Consider the following 16,220-nt stretch of genomic DNA (forward strand, 5'->3'; position numbering starts at 1 on the left):
ACCACGCTCGGTCATCAGCCGCCCACCGCGTCCGCACCCGGCAGGGCTGCTCTGGAGAGGCGAGGGCTGCGATTCTCGTGCTTACCAGGGCTGTTCATTTCCGTAATCAGCCTGACCCGATTCTGAACGCCTTGGAGCCGGGGTGCGCTGACGGAACTCGTCTGATGCCACCGGTTTCTCTGCCGTTCCGCAGAGAGACGGCGTCGAACCGGGAGAAGATCTGCCGATCGGCGGATAGGCCCGGCGTGGGGCGGGCTCGAGGCTTGAGCCATGCGAAGAATATCGGCGAAGTGGCCCCAGTGGGCTGGGTACGCGGCAGCCGTCTGGGCGCTGGGTTACGGGGCGCTGGGGCTGTTCTGGGCGCTGGGCGGCCAAGGGTTTCCCTTCGGCCGGAGCGATCCTGACTGGGAGCCCGGGCTGTCGGTGCTCGGGGGCGTGACTCGGGAGGCGGCTGCGCCGGTGATCGCGGTGCTCGGCGGGGTGGGGGCCGTCGCCGGGCTGGCGATCGCCAGAGGGGTACGGCGGGGTCGTACCGTGCTGCTGGGGATCGCGTGGCTGATGGCGGTCGCGCTGACGGTGGTGGTGCCCGACAACCGGGTGCTGATGCTGGTGGCTTATGCGCCGCTGCTGGCGGTGTTCGCGTTCACCGGGGTGCCGGGCGGGCAGCCGATGTCGGAGCTGGTGCCCTGGTCGCGGATCAATCTGTTCGTCGTCCTGGTGGGCGGGCTGCTGTGGGCGCTGGCGGCGCTGGCCTACCAGCGGCGTACGGCGGGTGATTGCGTACAGTGCGGGCGGGGCGATCACGGTCCGGCACGCTGGGCCGTGCCGGGGGCGGCGCGGCGCTGGGGGGTGTGGGCGGTGGCGGTCGCCGCGGCGATCCCCGCCCTGTACGACGCCAGTCGCTTCGCCTGGGCGGCGGGCATTCCGCTGGGGATCACCGCGGAGTTCTGGCGGTGGCTGGATGAGTCGGGGCTGCGCTGGGGTGGGCTGTTCCTCAGCGTGATGGGCCTGGTCGGTGCGGTTCTCACGCTTGGGCTCGTCCAGCGTTGGGGAGAGGTCTATCCGCGGTGGATCTGGTTCAAGGCGGGCAGGCCGGTGCCGCCGATGCTGGCCGTCGTCCCGGCCTCGATCGTGTCGGTGATCGTGTTCTCGGGCGGGCTGACCTACTGGCGGCTGTACACGGCGCACGACTTGCTGGGCGACTGGGACATGTGGGCGATCTGGGCGCCGCCGCTGGTGTGGCCCCTGTGGGGTGTCGCGCTGGCCGCCGCCACGCTCGCGTACCATCTGCGCCGCCGTGGCGCCTGCCGGGTGTGCGGACGCGGTGGGATCCCGGAGACCGGCTGATGACCGAGCGTGGCTCGAATGCCCAGAGGCTATGTCGACGTCATGACCGGCTTCTACGGATTCCGCCCGCCGCATCACTCCGACATGGACCACGCCAACAAGCAGAGCGCCCAGGACGATTATGGGTGTGCGCAGTCTCAGGGCACCTTGGGGGTGGCGCGCATGCCGACATAGACGCATTCGGTGCCGTCGTTCAGGGTGGTGAAGACGACGGGCATGTAGTCCTCGCTGAAGGCGGCGCCGGCGCCGGAGGCGGCGAACACGGTTTCGGTGACCGGTTCCAGGCTCAGGTCCAGGGGTGGGGTGGTGGCGGGGGCGAAGGGTTCGGGCATCTGTACGCCGGCGAGTTCGGCCAGCAGTTCGCGGAACAGGTCGGCGTAGAGCAGGCGGGTGCCGCCGCCGTTGGTGAGCAGGGCGATGGCGACGCCGGCGTGGGGGACGACGCGGAGGTAGCCGTATCGGCCGATGGCGGCGCCGTCGTGGCCGTAGCCGGCGATGCCGTTCCAGTCGTAGAGAGTCCAGCCGAGGCTCCAGCCGTCGGCGCTGACGGTCCATTGGTCGGGGACGTCGATCTCGCGTCGTTGCATGGCGGTGGTGGCGGTGGTGGACAGCAGGCGGGTGCCGTCGGGGGTCAGGCCGCCGTCGAGGTGCGTCCGGGCGAAGCGGGCCAGGTCGCCGGCGGAGATGATGACGCGGCCGTAGGGGCCGGCCGAGCGGGGCATCAGGTCCCAGGCGGGGGCGGGCTCGGGGTCGTGGCCGGGTTCGCCGAGGTGGCTCATCGCCACGCGGTGGCGTAGTGCCTGTTCGGGCAGGGTCATCGAGTGGTGGAGGCCGAGCGGGGTGAACAGCCGGTCTTGCAGGGCCTGGTCCCAGGTGGTGCCGGTGAGCACTTCGATGACGCGGCCGAGCACGACGTAGCCGAGGCTGCCGTAGGACAGGGCGGTATCCGGCGGCAGGTCGAGGGGCACGTCTCGGGCGGCTTGAACGTAGGCGGCCAGGCAGTCGTCGCCGCGGCCGGAGTCGCCTGTGGTCGTCCAGCCGCCCTGTTCGGACCAGTTCACGTTCGTCGGCATGCTCACTTCTGTACGTCGTTCTCTTATGCGCACGCTGTACTCATACGGAACGGTGTGCGCAAGTTGCGTACGCCTTCACAGCTTCGGCAGCGCGTCCAGCAGGTCCTGGGTGTAGGGGTGCCGCGGATCCTTGAGCAGTCGCTCGGCCGGCCCCGACTCGACGATCTCCCCGTGGCGGAGGACCGCGACGATGTCGCTGACGTATCGCACCACGGCCAGGTTGTGGGAGATGAACAGCATGGTCAGGCTCATCTCCCGCTGCAGCGTCCTGATGAGGTTGAGCATCGAGCCCTGCACGGAGACGTCGAGCGCCGAGGTGATCTCGTCGGCGATCACCACCTCGGGCCGCGCGGCCAGCGCCCGTGCCAGCGCGACGCGCTGACGCTGCCCGCCCGAGAGCTGAGCGGGCCGCACCCCCGCCCGTTGCGGGTCGAGGCCGACCAGCTCCAGCAGCCGCGCGGCCTCCTCCCGCCGGTTCCGGGTGCCGCGCGGCATGGGCTCGGCGATCGACTCCCCGATGCTCATGCGAGGGTTGAGCGAGCCGTACGGATCCTGGAAGACCAGTTGCACCGGCCGCCGGGCCAGCCCCCGTACGTCGGCGCCGTCCAGCAGCACCCGCCCACCGGTGACCGGCGACAGGCCCACCGCGGCCCGCGCGAGAGTCGACTTGCCCGACCCCGACTCGCCCACCAGCCCCACGGTGGCGCCCGAGGGCACCGTCAGGCTGACCTCCCGGAGGATCGTGTGCCGGCCGTAACGCACGCTCACGGCGTCGAAGACGAGTTCGCTCATGCTGGTCCTCCACTGCGCTCGTCCGGATGCCAGCAGGCGACCCGATGCTCGGACCGGCTGAGCTCGGGATCCTCGGACCGGCAGCGGTCGGCGGCCCGGGGACAGCGCGGGGCGAACGCGCAGCCGGGCGGCATCCGGTCCGGTTCGGGCGGCCGGCCGGGGATGACGGTGAGCGGCCGGTCGAGGTCGGTGTCCATGTCGGGCACGGAGGCGAGCAGGGCCCTGGTGTACGGATGGCGGGCCCCTTCCCGCAGCCGGGCGGCGGGCATGTCCTCCACGATGCGTCCCGCGTACATGACCAGGACCCGGTCGCACGTCTGCGCGATGACGGAGATGTCATGGCTGATCAGCAGGATCGCCGCCCCCTCGCTCGCTCGCACGCCGGACAGCAGCCGCAGCACCTCGCGCTGCACCCGCACGTCCAGCGCGGTGGTGGGCTCGTCGGCCACGATCAGACGCGGGCTCGCCATCAGCCCCATACCGATCATGGCCCGCTGGAGCATCCCGCCCGAGAACTGGTGCGGGTACTGGCGGGCCCGGCGCTCCGGTTCCGTCACCCGCACGGCACGCAGGCGATCGACGGCCCGCCCGAGCGCCGCGCGGCGCGACAGCCCCTGGTGCTGCTCGGACACCTCGGCGAGTTGCCGGCCGACGCGCTGGGTGGGGTTGAAGGAGGCCACCGGATCCTGGAAGACCATCGCCAGCGACGATCCCAGCAGCCGGCGTACCTCCCGCTGGGGAGCGCCCGGCAGCGGCGTGCCCAGGAACTCCAGCCGGCCCGCGGTCACCGTGCCGGGCTGTTCGACCAGCCCGGACAGCGCCAGGGCGGTCAGGCTCTTGCCCGAGCCCGACTCGCCGACCATGCCCACCGCCTCGCCCGCGCCGATCGTGAAGCTCACCCCCCGCACGGGCGTCACCGGCCCGAACGCCACCCGCAGGTCCTCCACCGCCAGTACGGGCGCGTCCCGCACCGGGCGGGCCGGGCTCCGTCGCACCGCGGGTTCCGCGGGTTCCGCGGGCTTCGCGGGCCGCAGCCGCCGGGTACGGGTGCCGAGCATCGCAGCGGCGGTCTCCCCGAAGAGGTTGAACGCCAGGCCGACGACCACCACCGCCACGCCCGGCGCGAGCGCGGCGGCCGGATTGGTGTAGATGCGGTCGAGCCCGTCGCCGAGCAGCCGCCCCCAGTCGTAGTCCGGGGCCTGCACCCCGATCCCGAGGAACGACAGGCCGGCGAAGGCCAGCAGCGCGCCGCCGGCGCCGATGGTGGCGTTCACCACGAGCGGCTCGCCGATGTTCGGCAGGATGTGGCGGGTCATCAGCCGGAGCCTGCCGACCCCGGCGACCCTCGCGGCGGCGACGAAGTCACGCCCGGCGACGGACGCCGCGAGCGTCTGCGTCAGCCGGGCGAACGACGGCGCCCCGGCCAGCCCGATGGCCAGGACCGCGCCCTGCATCCCCACCCCGAAGATCACTGCGAGGAACAGCGCCAGCAGCAGCGCGGGAAAGGCCACCGCGATCCCCACCGCCGAGGTCACCAGGCGGCCGAGCCGGCGCGGCAGCACCGACGGCGCGATGCCCAGCAGCACGCCGGCCACCAGCCCGATCAGTGTGGCGGTCACCGCCAGGCCGACCGACAGGCGGGTCGCGACCAGCACGCGGAGGAGGATGTCCCGGCCCAGGGAGTCGGTGCCGAGCAGGTGCGCCGCCGACGGCCCCGCCTGGATGGCGGTGGTGTCGGTCGCCTCCGCCCCGGCGCCCCACACGATCGGCGCCAGCACCGCCAGCGCGCCCACCACGACGATCAGCACCGCCGAGCACGCGCCGACCGGAGTGCGCACGGCCACCCGCCACTTGCCGCCCATCAGCCCTCCCTGATCGTCGAACGCGGGTCGAGCACTGCCAGCAGCACGTCGACCAGCAGGTTCACCAGCAGCACGCCCGCCCCGTAGACGAGCACCACGCCCTGCACCATGGGATAGTCCTTCTGCAGGATCGACTGGACGATCGTCGATCCGAGGCCCGGCCAGGCGAACACGTTCTCGACCAGCACCGTGCCCGCGACCATCGAGGTCAGCAGCAGGCCGGCGAGGGTGAGTGTCGCGGTCAGGGCGTTGGGCAGCGCGTGCCGGGCGTAGATCAGCCGGGCCGGCAGGCGCTTGGCGCGCGCGGTGCGGACGAAGTCCTCGCCGAGGACCGCCAGCAGCTCCACCCGCACGATCCTGGCCATCACCGCCGCCGGGGCGATCGCCAGCGACAACACCGGCAGCACGTACGAGCTCAGCTCCTCCCGCCCGGCCACCGGGAACCACGGCAGGGACACCGCGAACGCGTACACCAGGCCGACGGCCAGCAGGAACTCGGGGATCGCGGCCACGAACACACTGGCGGAGGTGAACGCCAGCTCGCCGCCCCGCCGCCGCCCGCCCCTGGTCAGCATGGCCATCACCACCCCGACGGGCACCGAGATCGCGAGCACCAGGACGAACGCCGGCAGCGCCAGCTTGATCGTCTCCGGCAGCCGTTCGCCGACCACCTGGGCCACCCGCAGGTCGTTGACCATCGAGGTGCCGAGGTCGCCGGTGAGCAGGCCGCGCAGGAAGCCCGTGTACTGCTGCCACAGCGGCGCGTCCAGCCCCAGCGCCTGGCGGCGGGCCTCGACCAGCTCGACGGGCGCCGTGGTGCCGAGCGCCGCCCGTACCGGGTCGCCCGGGATGAGGTGGATCATCAGGAACGACGCGGTGACGAGGACCCACAGCGACACCAGGAAGCGCCAGGACCGCCGCAGCGCGAACGCCGCCCAGGGCGCGCGCACCAGCCTGGCCGGAGCGCCGCTCACCAGCCCGCTCATTGGCCCGCTCATCGGCCCGCTCATCAGCGCAGCACCCTGATGCTGGTCGGGATGGGGAGCTGCAGCCAGCCCTCCGTGCTCGCCTCGGCCTTGCTCAGGAAGTACGGCAACTCCGACTCGGAGACCGGCACCACGTCCACCGCCTGGAACAGCGCCTTCTCGGCGTCGTTCCACAACGCGCAACCGGCCGCGCCGGCCGTGCTGCCGGCCTGTTTCACCAGCTCCTCGTAGGCGGTGTTCTCGATGCCGGCGAAGTTCTGGCCCTGCGGCGGGGTGCCGCCGGTGGCGAATGGCACCATCTGGTGGGGCAGGTTGAGCTTGAACCCGGCCCAGTAGGCGTCGAAGTCGCCGGTCTCGAACATGGCCCGGTTGAGCGCGTTGAGGTCGTCCCCGGTGAGCTTGACATCGACGCCGAGGGCCTTCCACCGCTGCGCCACCAGCTCGGCGGCGGCGATGTTGCCCTCGCCGTCGTTGGTGCTGTAGTGCAGGTCCACCTTGAGGGGTTTGCCGTCCTTGGCGCGGGCGCCGTTCGGGCCGGCGGGCCAGCCCGCCTGGTCGAGCAGGGTGGCGGCCTGGGCGGCGGCTTGGGTGGTGTCGGCGGGCAGCAGACCGGTGACGTTGTCGGCGGCGCACGGCTGGGAGGCGTTGGCCACCAGGCCGCTCGCCCGCCTGCCCCTGCCCGAGGTGGAGACCCGCGCGAGCTCGTTCAGGTCGAGCGCGGTGGTGAGGGCGCGGCGTACCTGCTGGTCGGCGCCGGGCCGGCCGTCGCGCTGGTTGTACCAGAGCTCGCCGAGCGTCGCTGCGACGGTGAAGCTCCGCAGCTTGCGAGCGGTCAGCCGGTCGCGGTCGGCGCCGCCGATCAGGGCCATGTTGACCTCGCCGGACAGCAGCAGGTTGGCCGCGGTGGTCTCGTTGGGCACGACCCGGGCGACGACCTTCGCCGGGGTGCCGGGCGCGTCGTTGCGTACGCCGCCGGGCCCCCAGGCATAGCCGGGGCGCAGGGTGAAGGTGTAGCGGTCGCCGCGGACGACCTCGCTGAGCACGAACGGGCCGGTGCCCGCGGACGCCTTCGCCAGGGACGCGGGCTCGTCGATGCCCTTCGGGCAGACGATGGGCACCCGGCCGAGGGTCTCCAGGAGCAGCGCGAACGGTTCCTTCGTGCTCACCCGCACCGTACGGGCGGAGTCGTCGGCGGTGGCGGTGAAGGGCGTCGCCGGGACGAGCAGGCCGAACAGCGGCGACTGGTTCTTGGGATCCTTCAGGAAGTCGAAGGCCTTGACCACGTGGGCCGGGGTCAGCGCGGTGCCGTCGGAGCAGGTGATGCCGCTTCTGAGCGTGAAGGTCACGGAGTTCTCGTCGGCCTGCCACTTCTCGGCCAGCCCCGACACGATCTCGCCCTCGGGCGTCACGTTGACCAGGGGATCGTAGGCGAGAGCGCCCATCTCGGCGAGGCTGGCGAGGTTGCGGTACGGATCGACGACGCCGGGGTCGCTCGGCAGGGTGAAGGTGAACGTGCCGTCCTTGGCGTACTCCACCGGCCTGTCGCCGTCGCCGACCGGGTCGGCCGAACAGGCCGCCAGCCCGGCCGTCAGGGTGGTGGTGGCGATGAGAACGCCGAACCTGATGCGCATGGCTCTGTTCCAATCGAAAGGGCTCCGCTGAGCGCGTTCGGATCAGTGTGATACGCGGCGCCGACCAGCGGTAACGACAGGAGTCGCAATCCTGGGCGCACAACGCAGCAGATTGTCGAGTTCGCGCGGCAGGGCCGTCAGTCGCGGCGCAGGCCGATCAGACGGGCGATCTTCAGTCCGAGGTGGAGGGCGAGACGGTCCTCGCCGAGGGCGAGTTGCGCGCCGGTGTACTCCTCGATGCGCTGCAGCCGGTAGTACAGGGTCGTCCGGTGGATGAACAGCTTCTCGGCCGCCGCCTGGACGTCGCCGGCGTGCTCAAGGAACGCCTCCAGCGTGTCGGCGAGCTGCTCGCCCTTGGCGCCCGCTTCGAGTAGGCGGCGCAGCCCCGGCGGCAGCGCGTGCACGGTCAGCTCCTCGGGCGGGATGTGGGAGAGCAGCCCGTACACGCCGAGGCGGTCGAAGGGGGTGACCCGCCCGAACTCGTCTCCCAGCCGGCTCACCCGGGCCGCGCTCTCGGCCTGCTGGTACGAGCGGTAGAAGTCGCGCAGGTCCCTGACCGGCTCGCCGACGCCGGCCGCCGGGTCGATTCCGGACAGGTCGCGGCCCAGATTGGCGAGCAGCTCTTCCAGCAGGCTCAGCTTGGCGGGCCCGCTGATCAGCGGATCCTTCTCCGACAGCAGCATGAGCCCGTGGTCGCGGCGGATCAGGCTGACGTGCCGCCGGTCCAGCAGGCGCGCGCCGATGCGTTCGAGCCAGCCCTCCAGGACGTTGCGCTCCCCGTCGAGCAGCGCCGGCTCACCCGGGTGGAGGGTGACGACCACGGCGATGACCGGCTCGCTGGCGACGAACAGGTCGGCGTCGATCAGCTCGGCCGCGGCGTGCTCGCGGGCACGGGCGTCGTCGGGCGCCACGAGATCCCGCAGCAGCCCTCTCGCGCGGCTCTTGTGCAGCTCGTGGGTGAGCTGGTCGCGCTGGATGACGATGGCGATCGTGTCGAGGGCCGCGAGTACGGCCTCGACCTCCTGGTCGGTGAGCGGGTCGTCGCCTTCGAGGACCCAGACGAAGCCCAGCAGGACGCCTTCATGCCGGATCGGCACGCAGAGCCGCTGCATGGTGGCGCCGATCTCCGGCGCGACCGGCGGGCGGAAGGGGCCCTGCGCGGTCTTGGCGCCCGCGCCGAACGTCCAGTCGGCGGCGCCGTTGGGCACGTCGCGCTTGAGTATCGACTGCTCGCGCAGCCGGTCCACCGCGCCGTACTCGTGGGAGGAGAAGGCGAGCTGGTGCAGCCGCCAGTCGTCGACCGAGATGTTGCGCTGCAACCGCCGGCCCAGCCCATCGATCAGGCGTTGTAACTCAGTGGCCACACGCATCACCTTACATCGCCCATATTATGCGAGCCCGCTCATAATGCTCGGATCAGGCGAAATGGGGGCAATTCTATATCCGGGGGGAGGTTCCACCCCCAACAGGTGCCGGACGAGGAAGTCCCAGCGGCGCCGGATGACGTACGACTCGTACCCGACGAACAGGTGCTCGGCGCCCGGCACGATGAGCAGGTCGAAGTCCTTGTCGGCGGCGATCAGCCGGTTGACCAGGCGCATGGTCAGGTGCGGATGGACGTTGTCGTCCATCTCGCCGTGAATGAGCAGCAACCGGCCTTCGAGGCGGTCGGCGATCTCGACGTTGGAGGAGCGCGCGTAACGCTCGGCGTCGTAGGGCCCGTCGTAGGTCTCGCCCCAGGCGAGCTGGTAGAAGCGCTGGTCGTGGTTGCCGCAGGTGGCCACGCCGACCTTGTAGAACTCGGGGTAGAGGCACATCGCGCGGACGGTCGCGTAGCCGCCGCCCGAGGCGCCGTAGACGCCGACCCGGTCCAGATCCATCCACGGCCGGGTACGCGCGAGCTCACGCAACGCGGCGACGTGGTCCTCCAGGAATCCGGCGGTGTCGTACCGGCCGTAGGAGTGGTCGTGGAAGGCCTTGTCGCGGCCCGGCGTGCCGCGCCCGTCCAGGGTCACGACGACGAAGCCGAGCGCGGCGATGGCCTCGGCCTCGCGGTCCAGGTGCGGTCGCCCCTCGAACGAGGGGTGCAGGCGGCCATGGTGCGGACCGGGATAAGGGCTGTCGATCACCGGATACCGCCGGGCAGGATCGAAGTCGCGCGGCAGATGGAGGACGCCGTACACGTCGGTCACCCCGTCGGCCGCCTTGACGGTGAACTGCTCCGGCGGTCTCCAGCCCGCCTCCAGGAGCGCGGTGACGTCGGCCCGCTCCAGCTCGACCAGGACCGTCCCGTCCCAGGCGCGCACGGTCGTCACCGGCGCGGTGGCCTTGGCCGACGCGGAGTCGACGAAGTACGCCTCGCCCGGCGGCACCGTCACCTCGTGGTCGAGGTCGTCGTCCGTCAGGCGGGCGAAACCGGTGCCGTCCAGGCGGGCACGACACACCTGGCGGCGGTAGGGGTCGGTCGCGACCAGGCCGGAGGCGAGGAAGTAGACGACGCGCTCGTCCTCGTCCACGCGCAGGATCCGCTGGACCGCCCACGCGCCGGAGGTGACCTGGCGGATCGTCCCGCCGGTCTCGGTGTCGTACAGGTAGAGGTGGCCCCAGCCGTCGCGCTGGGAGTACCACAGCACCTCGCGACCACCGGCGAGCAGGTGCAGGATCGTCTGGCCCATGCCCTGGCCGAGCTCGGCGCGGGGCTCGGCCCGCTCCTCGACGAGCCGGCGCACCTCACCCGTGCGCGGATCGAGGCGATGGAGCCCCAGCGTCTTCAGGTCCCGCGGCTGGTCCAGATAGTAGACGGCGCCTGCGTCGGGAGACCACCACACCCGCTTGAACAGCAGGGGCGAGAGCATGGGCATCAGGAGCGGCTCCGTCCGGGCCCGGACGGCGAGGTCTCCGGAAACCCCGAACACCAGCAGCTCGCCGTGCGGCACCACCTCGTCGCCGGGCATCGCGTAATGGTAGGAGTGCAGCACCGGCCGGCCGCCGTCCGCGGGCGCCGACTCCACCAGGTGCGACAGCGGCACGCCGCGCTGGTCGAGCCGATGGGTGACGAACCGGGTGGAATCCGGCGACCAGGCCACGAGCGGGGGCAGCGACGACAGACCGAGCTTGCGCATGAGCACGCCGTAGGTGAGGCTGTCGGGCTGGGCGCCATAGGTGACCGCGGAGTCGCCGTCAGTGGTCAGCGGCCGCTCCTCGCCGGTCCCGGCCGAGCGCAGCCACAGGTCGTGTCCCCGGCGGAAGACGGCCCACTTCCCGTCGGGCGAGCGCACCTCCAGGGGGTCGGGCCGCTCGCGCGTACCGGCCTTCTCACACCGGTAGATGTCGAGTGAGCAGCGCCAGCGGGCGCCGAAAGCGTCGAACCCGACCTCCCCCTCCGTGGGGTCGATGGTGTCGAACGGCAGGGTCTCGACAGGGGCGCCCGAGGCCGCGGCGAGGGCGGCGGCCAGCCGCCCGTGGTCGAAGGCGGGCTCCCGGGTGCCCCGCGCCGGATCGACCAGCGCGAACCAGTGTCCGTCCGGCCCGTCGGCGCGGTACCAGAACCGGTCGCCGCCGCCGATCCACCGGGGCGTCACCGTGCCGCCGCGCACCAGGGCCGCTCGACGGTGAGCGAGCAGGTTCTCCGCGCCCCGGTACACCGCCGGATCCAGAAACGTCTTCATAGGCAGGCACGTTACGTCGCGTCTCGGCCGGACGCTTCCGGCGGGTGGCGAAGGCGGGCGCCCAATGCTTCGACACCTGTCTGACCCAGCTCACGGCTGCGCTCGGTGCCCGCCATGACCGCCTCCAGGAAGGCCGAGCGAAGTCCGCGCCCTTCGAGCACGCGCAGCGCCGCCGCGGTGACGCCGCCCGGTGAGGTGACCTCGGCGCGCAGCGCCACCGGATCGCGCCCGCTCTCGACGAGCAGCGCCGCGTACCCGGTGAACACCTGCCCCACCACGGCCTGGCTCACCCCGCGCGGCAGCCCCGCCAGCACCCCCGCGTCGACCAGCGACTCCGCCACCAGGGACAGGTACGCCGGGCCGCTGCCGGCCAGCACGGTGACGGCGTCGAGCTGCGCCTCCGGCACGCGCGTCACGGTGCCCACCGCGCCGAGCACCTCCTCGGCCCAGACCAGGTCGGCCTCGGCGGACGACGGCCCCACGGCGATGGCGGCCGCCCCCTTGCCGACGAGCGCCGCGGTGTTGGGCATGCCGCGCACGACGGCCACGCCCTCCCCGAACACGGCGTCCAGTGCGGCGATCGAGATCCCGGCCGCGATCGACAACACCCGCCGCGCCCCGGACGCGACGACGAGCTCGGCGGCGGCGCCCACGTCGTACGCCTTCACCGCGATCACGGCGCCCTCGGCCGGGACCATCTCCCCGGTCACCGTGACGCCGGGGAAGAGGCCACAGAGCTGCGCCACCCTGGCGGGGACCCGCTCCACCACAGCGATGTCGGCGGGCTCCCAGCCGGCCGCGAGCAGCCCGCCGACGAGGGCCGAGCCCATGTTCCCGCCGCCGACGAAGACAAGACGATGCTTGATCACCTGCGGCACGTTACGCGGCCGGCCCGGCGCGCGGCTTCAGCGGAACGTCGCAAGTGCGGCCGCCGATTCTCGGCTCCCGTCGATCGAAGCGGCGGCCCGGACGAGGTCACGATGGGCGCTGTGAAACCTACCTCTGAGCCGGTGTTCCTGGCGAGCGGCTTTACCTCCGGGCAGCCGGTCGCCTGTTTCGACGCGTCGTCCGTCCCGCACGGCGCACGATCGATGGGCGGTGTGCGCGACGCGCTCGCCGGCGGCCTGGAATGGGTTCGCGCCGAGTACTTCAAGCGCATGGACGGCGACCCGGGCGCGATCGTCGCCGTGGTGACGCGCCCGCCGGGGCCGGGCGCGGACGACGGGCTGCTGTTCGTCGCCGCCGACGGCCCCCTGGGCGGATGCGGCGAGGCCACGATGTTCGCCTCCGCGATCCGCGCCCCCGGCGGCGGCGTGGTGTTCGACACCACCAGCGGCCTCGTCCACGGCACCGGCGACGGGGCGGGATCGGTGACCCTGCGGATGCCGCCCGTCGGCGGCACGCCCGCCGTGCACTCCGTCCTCGCCGACGACCGGCCGCTCACGGTCAGGATCGTGCCGGTCGCCGGGAACACGTTCGCCGTCGTCGCGGCCGCCGACGCCGGGCTCGACCTGTCCGCGACCCGGCGTCTGGCCAGGCACGGCGATCTCCTGCTGCGGCAGGTCGCCGCCGCCCTCGCCAGGTCGGGGCAGGCCCCGCAGCCCGACATGCTCCTGCTCACCGAGCCGGTGGCCGCGAACGCGACCCGTTCGGCCGTCATCTGGGGGAACGCGATCCTCAACCAGGGCCCGTGCGGGACCGGCACCTGCGCCCGGCTCGTCGTCGCGCTCGCGACCGGCGAGATCGGCCCCGGCTCGGTGCTGCGCCACCACAGCCCGTTCGGCCCCGCGTTCGAGACCTGGATGGAGGGCGAGCACGTCCTGCTGCGGGGCCGGGTGGACCGTTAGCCGTTGACCTCCTCGAAGACGCGCAGGAAGTTCTCCCCGAGGATGCCCTGGACCTGCTTGTCCGCGTACCCTCTGGCGACGAGCCCGCGGGTGATGTTGATCATGTCGCGGTAGTCGCGGAAGCCGTCCAGGGTACGCGTCACGTTGTCGATCCCGTGCTCGGGCCGGAACCCGAACTCGCCCAGCTTGCCGGCGAAGGTCGCCTCCTGCACGTGGTACGGCAGCGCCAGCGGCCAGTCGGTGCCGATCGCCACGTGTTCCCACCCGACCAGGTCGCTGATGTGGTCGACGTGGTCGAGGAACAGCTCGATCGTCGGGTGGGCCGCGTCCGGCGCCGCCAGGAAGAACGGCACCACGTACACGCCGATGACCCCGCCCGTGCCGGCGATCGCGCGCAGCTCCTCGTCGCTCTTCGCGCGGTCGTGCGCGAACACCGCCGCCGCCGAGGTGTGGGTGGCGATGACCGGGAAGGTGGAGGCCGCGCAGGCGTCGAGCGTCGTCTGCCGGCCGGAGTGCGCGGTGTCGACGATGACACCGACGTCGTTGCACCGCCGGACGAACTCCAGCCCGAAATGGCTCAGCCCCGGGTCGTAGCGCTCGGTGCAGCCGGCGCCGATGAAGTTCATCGTGTTGTAGGCGCAGTCGAGCGTGTTGAGCACCCCCAGCGCGTGGGCCGCGTCGATGAGGTCGAGGTCGCCGGGGTTGAGCAGGTTCGTCTGGACGAGCCCCCAGACGGCCTGCTCGCCGGCCGCGTGGGCGGCGCGGATGTCGTCCGCCCTGCGGGCCCGGCGCAACCACGGGAACGCGTCCAGTTCCCTGGCCAGCAGGTGGGCGGCCTTGAGCACCGACGCCTTGTCCCTCAGCATGTAGCCGCCGGTGGCCGCCGTGGTGACGCCCGAGGCGTCGAACAGCTCCTTGTACTGCGGGAAACGTCCGGCGATCGCCCGTTCCTTGAGGAAGAACGCCACGGTGAACAGGTCGTCCGAGCCGAGCGCGTCCACCTCCGCGACCAGCTCGTCCGTCCACACGTCCGGCGAGCACGGGCCCTGGAAGAGCAGATCGATGATCACACTCTCCCGGTGCAGGCGCGCGGCCCGCGCCTCCTGCTCGTCCGTGAGACCGAAGTCGAAGACCCCGTACCGATGCATCAGCCGTCCTCTCGTTCAGACGCCGGAGCGTCCGCTGCCCCATGACACGACGCCTTCGCGTGGCTCCACCCCGGCCGGCACGTGCGGCGCCGGGACGGGCACGCCGGGAACGATCCGCAACGGCAGCTCGCCTGCCCACACCGGCAGGTCGCGGTCGGCCTCCCGGTCGGCCGGCGGCCCGGTGCGGACCTTCGCCGAGCACTCCTCCAGCGGAACGGCGACGACGCGGGAACTGCGCAGCTCGGCGTCGGTGAGCGGGCGCAGCTCCGGCCGCCGGCCGGGCAGGAGCCGGTCGACGAGCACCAGCATCGCCTCCAGCTTCTCCGCGGCGTCGACGATCTCCTGGCCGGTGCCGAGGACGACGACCGAGCGGTAGTTCATCGAGTTCTCCAAGACCGACCTGCCCATGACGAGCGAGTCGACGACGGTCGCCTCGACGCAGATGGGGCGGCCGAGCATCCGCTCGAGCATGCGGTTGCGCTGGGAGCCGTGGAAGTAGAGCGTGTCGCCCAGCCGGGCGTGCAGCGTCGGCAGCACGTACGGCTGCCCGTCGTCGACGAACGCGACCCGGCACATCAGCGCCTCGTCGAGGATCGCCCGCACCAGATCCCGGTCGTAGGAGGCCCGCTGGGGGCGGCGGCGGACGCGCACCCGCTCGCTCGCGGGCCGGTTGTCGTCTGTCGTCACTGGGCTTCCTCTCGGTGCGCGGGGCGGTGCTCTGCGGGGCCGGCGGCTTGGCCGAGTCTGCGGGGGTCGGCGGCGCCGTGGAGGGTGCCGTCGGGGGTGAAGGCGATGGCTTGGCAGCTGCCCATTTCGGGTTCCCAGGGGGAGACGCGGGTGAGGGTGAGTCCTTGGTTCTCGGCTTCGGTGAGGGCGGGTTCGCCGATGGTGGATTCGACCATGGGGCTTCGGCTGGGGTGGTGGGAGGCGCCGAAGAGGGGTTGGTGGACGGATTGTTGTGGGGTCATGCCGCGCTGGAGGATGTTGACGGTGTTCTGGAAGACGTTCTGGAGTGCGGAGATGCTGGGGGAGGCGGCGGTGAGCACGGGGCGGCCGTCGCGCAGCGCCAGCAGCGACGTGGACCAGCCGGCGGGAATCGGCACGACCGGGTCGGCGGCCAGAAAGATCGGGCGCGGGACGATGACGCCGTCCACCATCAGCCCGACGCCGAACGGCGTGGAGGTCGCCGAATGGGTGCCGTGCGCGATCATGCCGTCCGCGTCGGCGGCGACGATGGCGTTGGTGCCCATGTTCATGGCGTCGAACGGGCGTGGCGGGCCGTCGACGACCCGCCCGGCCAGCTTCTCCGCGGCCTCGGGTGAGACGTCCAGGCCACCGGGAGGGGTGAGCCGGATACCGGAGGAGTTCCAGGTCAGGCCGTGGTGCCAGGACTCCTCGACGATGCGCATCATGCGGTGCAGGCCGTGGCCGGTCAGGTGGGCCAGGCTGAGCATGAGGGCGTAGAGGGCGCCGCTGGTGTGCAGTTCGTAGCCGCCGGCCACCGGGAGCGGCGTCAGCGGCAGGTCCGTGATCTCGGCGGCGGCCAGGTCGTCGAGGGTGATGCGGCCGCCGGCGGCGCGGGCGGTCTCGACGTAGCGGCGGGCGAAGTCGCCCTCGTAGAAGTAATCCGGGCCCTGCTCGGCCAGTTGCTCGATGGTCCGGGCCAGCGCCGGCTGGCGGAGCAGGTCGCCGACGCCGAACAGGTGGCCGTCGGGGAACCAGGTGTCGCGGCCCGGCGCGTAGCGGCCGGCGACGGTGCGGTATTCGAACGTCCAGCCCCACAGGAGCTGGTCGACCACGAAGCCTTCGCGGGCTGCCGTGAGGGCGTCGGCGAACAGGTCGCGCCAGGGCAGGCGGCCCCACTCC

13 protein-coding genes are annotated in these 16,220 nt (G+C 72.2%); 2 read left to right on the plus strand and 11 right to left on the minus strand.

The genetic code is table 11. The features are described from left to right. Window positions 1-270 precede the first annotated feature (270 nt). Entirely contained in the window at window positions 271-1,347 is a 1,077-nt protein-coding gene (locus AB0I15_RS55840; RefSeq protein WP_358116264.1) for a hypothetical protein, read from the plus strand. 137 nt (window positions 1,348-1,484) lie between these two features. On the opposite strand, the gene AB0I15_RS55845 is transcribed toward AB0I15_RS55840, so the two are convergent. The 8 genes from AB0I15_RS55845 to proC all read right to left on the minus strand — a co-directional run bounded on the left by AB0I15_RS55845 (window position 1,485) and on the right by proC (window position 12,228). Next, a complete protein-coding gene (locus AB0I15_RS55845) occupies window positions 1,485-2,420 on the minus strand; it encodes a serine hydrolase domain-containing protein (protein ID WP_358116267.1) in 936 nt (311 codons plus the stop codon). Window positions 2,421-2,495: 75 nt separating this feature from the next. Then, window positions 2,496-3,212: an ABC transporter ATP-binding protein gene (locus AB0I15_RS55850; protein WP_358116270.1), complete on the minus strand. Its 717-nt coding sequence runs from the start codon at window positions 3,210-3,212 to the stop codon at window positions 2,496-2,498. Next, window positions 3,209-5,074, minus strand: coding sequence for a dipeptide/oligopeptide/nickel ABC transporter permease/ATP-binding protein (locus AB0I15_RS55855; RefSeq protein WP_358116273.1), 1,866 nt, complete (start codon window positions 5,072-5,074; stop codon window positions 3,209-3,211). The genes AB0I15_RS55850 and AB0I15_RS55855 overlap by 4 nt, the downstream gene beginning before the upstream one ends. Next, the gene (locus AB0I15_RS55860; protein WP_358116276.1) at window positions 5,074-6,072 is read right to left on the minus strand and encodes an ABC transporter permease; all 999 of its coding nucleotides are present in this window, start codon (window positions 6,070-6,072) and stop codon (window positions 5,074-5,076) included. The genes AB0I15_RS55855 and AB0I15_RS55860 overlap by 1 nt, the downstream gene beginning before the upstream one ends. A gap of 11 nt (window positions 6,073-6,083) precedes the next feature. Then, complete coding sequence (locus AB0I15_RS55865) at window positions 6,084-7,691, minus strand: ABC transporter substrate-binding protein (RefSeq protein WP_358116279.1); 1,608 nt, start codon at window positions 7,689-7,691, stop codon at window positions 6,084-6,086. 137 nt (window positions 7,692-7,828) lie between these two features. Then, entirely contained in the window at window positions 7,829-9,055 is a 1,227-nt protein-coding gene (locus AB0I15_RS55870) for a helix-turn-helix domain-containing protein (protein ID WP_358116282.1), read from the minus strand. A 24-nt stretch (window positions 9,056-9,079) separates the two neighbouring features. Then, window positions 9,080-11,359, minus strand: coding sequence for a DPP IV N-terminal domain-containing protein (locus AB0I15_RS55875; RefSeq protein ID WP_358116284.1), 2,280 nt, complete (start codon window positions 11,357-11,359; stop codon window positions 9,080-9,082). An 11-nt stretch (window positions 11,360-11,370) separates the two neighbouring features. Beyond that, window positions 11,371-12,228, minus strand: a complete 858-nt coding sequence (gene proC, locus AB0I15_RS55880; RefSeq protein WP_358116286.1) for a pyrroline-5-carboxylate reductase — start codon at window positions 12,226-12,228, stop codon at window positions 11,371-11,373. 120 nt (window positions 12,229-12,348) lie between these two features. Here proC and AB0I15_RS55885 point away from each other — a divergent pair, with 120 nt between their 5' ends. Beyond that, the gene (locus tag AB0I15_RS55885; RefSeq protein ID WP_358116288.1) at window positions 12,349-13,206 is read left to right on the plus strand and encodes a proline racemase family protein; all 858 of its coding nucleotides are present in this window, start codon (window positions 12,349-12,351) and stop codon (window positions 13,204-13,206) included. Here AB0I15_RS55885 and AB0I15_RS55890 read toward each other — a convergent pair. From AB0I15_RS55890 to AB0I15_RS55900, 3 genes are all read right to left on the minus strand, one after another. Further along, window positions 13,203-14,354: a membrane dipeptidase gene (locus tag AB0I15_RS55890; RefSeq protein ID WP_358116290.1), complete on the minus strand. Its 1,152-nt coding sequence runs from the start codon at window positions 14,352-14,354 to the stop codon at window positions 13,203-13,205. The genes AB0I15_RS55885 and AB0I15_RS55890 overlap by 4 nt on opposite strands. Before the next feature lie 15 nt (window positions 14,355-14,369). Further along, complete coding sequence (locus AB0I15_RS55895; RefSeq protein WP_358116293.1) at window positions 14,370-15,041, minus strand: pyridoxamine 5'-phosphate oxidase family protein; 672 nt, start codon at window positions 15,039-15,041, stop codon at window positions 14,370-14,372. Further along, window positions 15,038-16,220, minus strand: a 1,183-nt coding sequence (locus tag AB0I15_RS55900; RefSeq protein ID WP_358116295.1) for a gamma-glutamyltransferase, incomplete at its 5' end; no start/stop codon positions are given. The genes AB0I15_RS55900 and AB0I15_RS55895, both read right to left, overlap by 4 nt.

It is taken from the genome of Nonomuraea sp. NPDC050643 (genome assembly GCF_040654715.1).
Lineage (GTDB): Bacteria > Actinomycetota > Actinomycetes > Streptosporangiales > Streptosporangiaceae > Nonomuraea.

What these genes read in the sequence shown, in the direction of transcription:
- AB0I15_RS55840 (WP_358116264.1), top strand. Translation starts at nt 271, where the DNA reads ATGCGAAGAATATCGGCGAAGTGGCCCCAGTGGGCTGGGTACGCGGCA.
- AB0I15_RS55845 (WP_358116267.1), bottom strand. Translation starts at nt 2,420, where the DNA reads ATGCCGACGAACGTGAACTGGTCCGAACAGGGCGGCTGGACGACCACA.
- AB0I15_RS55850 (WP_358116270.1), bottom strand. Translation starts at nt 3,212, where the DNA reads ATGAGCGAACTCGTCTTCGACGCCGTGAGCGTGCGTTACGGCCGGCAC.
- AB0I15_RS55855 (WP_358116273.1), bottom strand. Translation starts at nt 5,074, where the DNA reads ATGGGCGGCAAGTGGCGGGTGGCCGTGCGCACTCCGGTCGGCGCGTGC.
- AB0I15_RS55860 (WP_358116276.1), bottom strand. Translation starts at nt 6,072, where the DNA reads ATGAGCGGGCCAATGAGCGGGCTGGTGAGCGGCGCTCCGGCCAGGCTG.
- AB0I15_RS55865 (WP_358116279.1), bottom strand. Translation starts at nt 7,691, where the DNA reads ATGCGCATCAGGTTCGGCGTTCTCATCGCCACCACCACCCTGACGGCC.
- AB0I15_RS55875 (WP_358116284.1), bottom strand. Translation starts at nt 11,359, where the DNA reads ATGAAGACGTTTCTGGATCCGGCGGTGTACCGGGGCGCGGAGAACCTG.
- AB0I15_RS55890 (WP_358116290.1), bottom strand. Translation starts at nt 14,354, where the DNA reads ATGCATCGGTACGGGGTCTTCGACTTCGGTCTCACGGACGAGCAGGAG.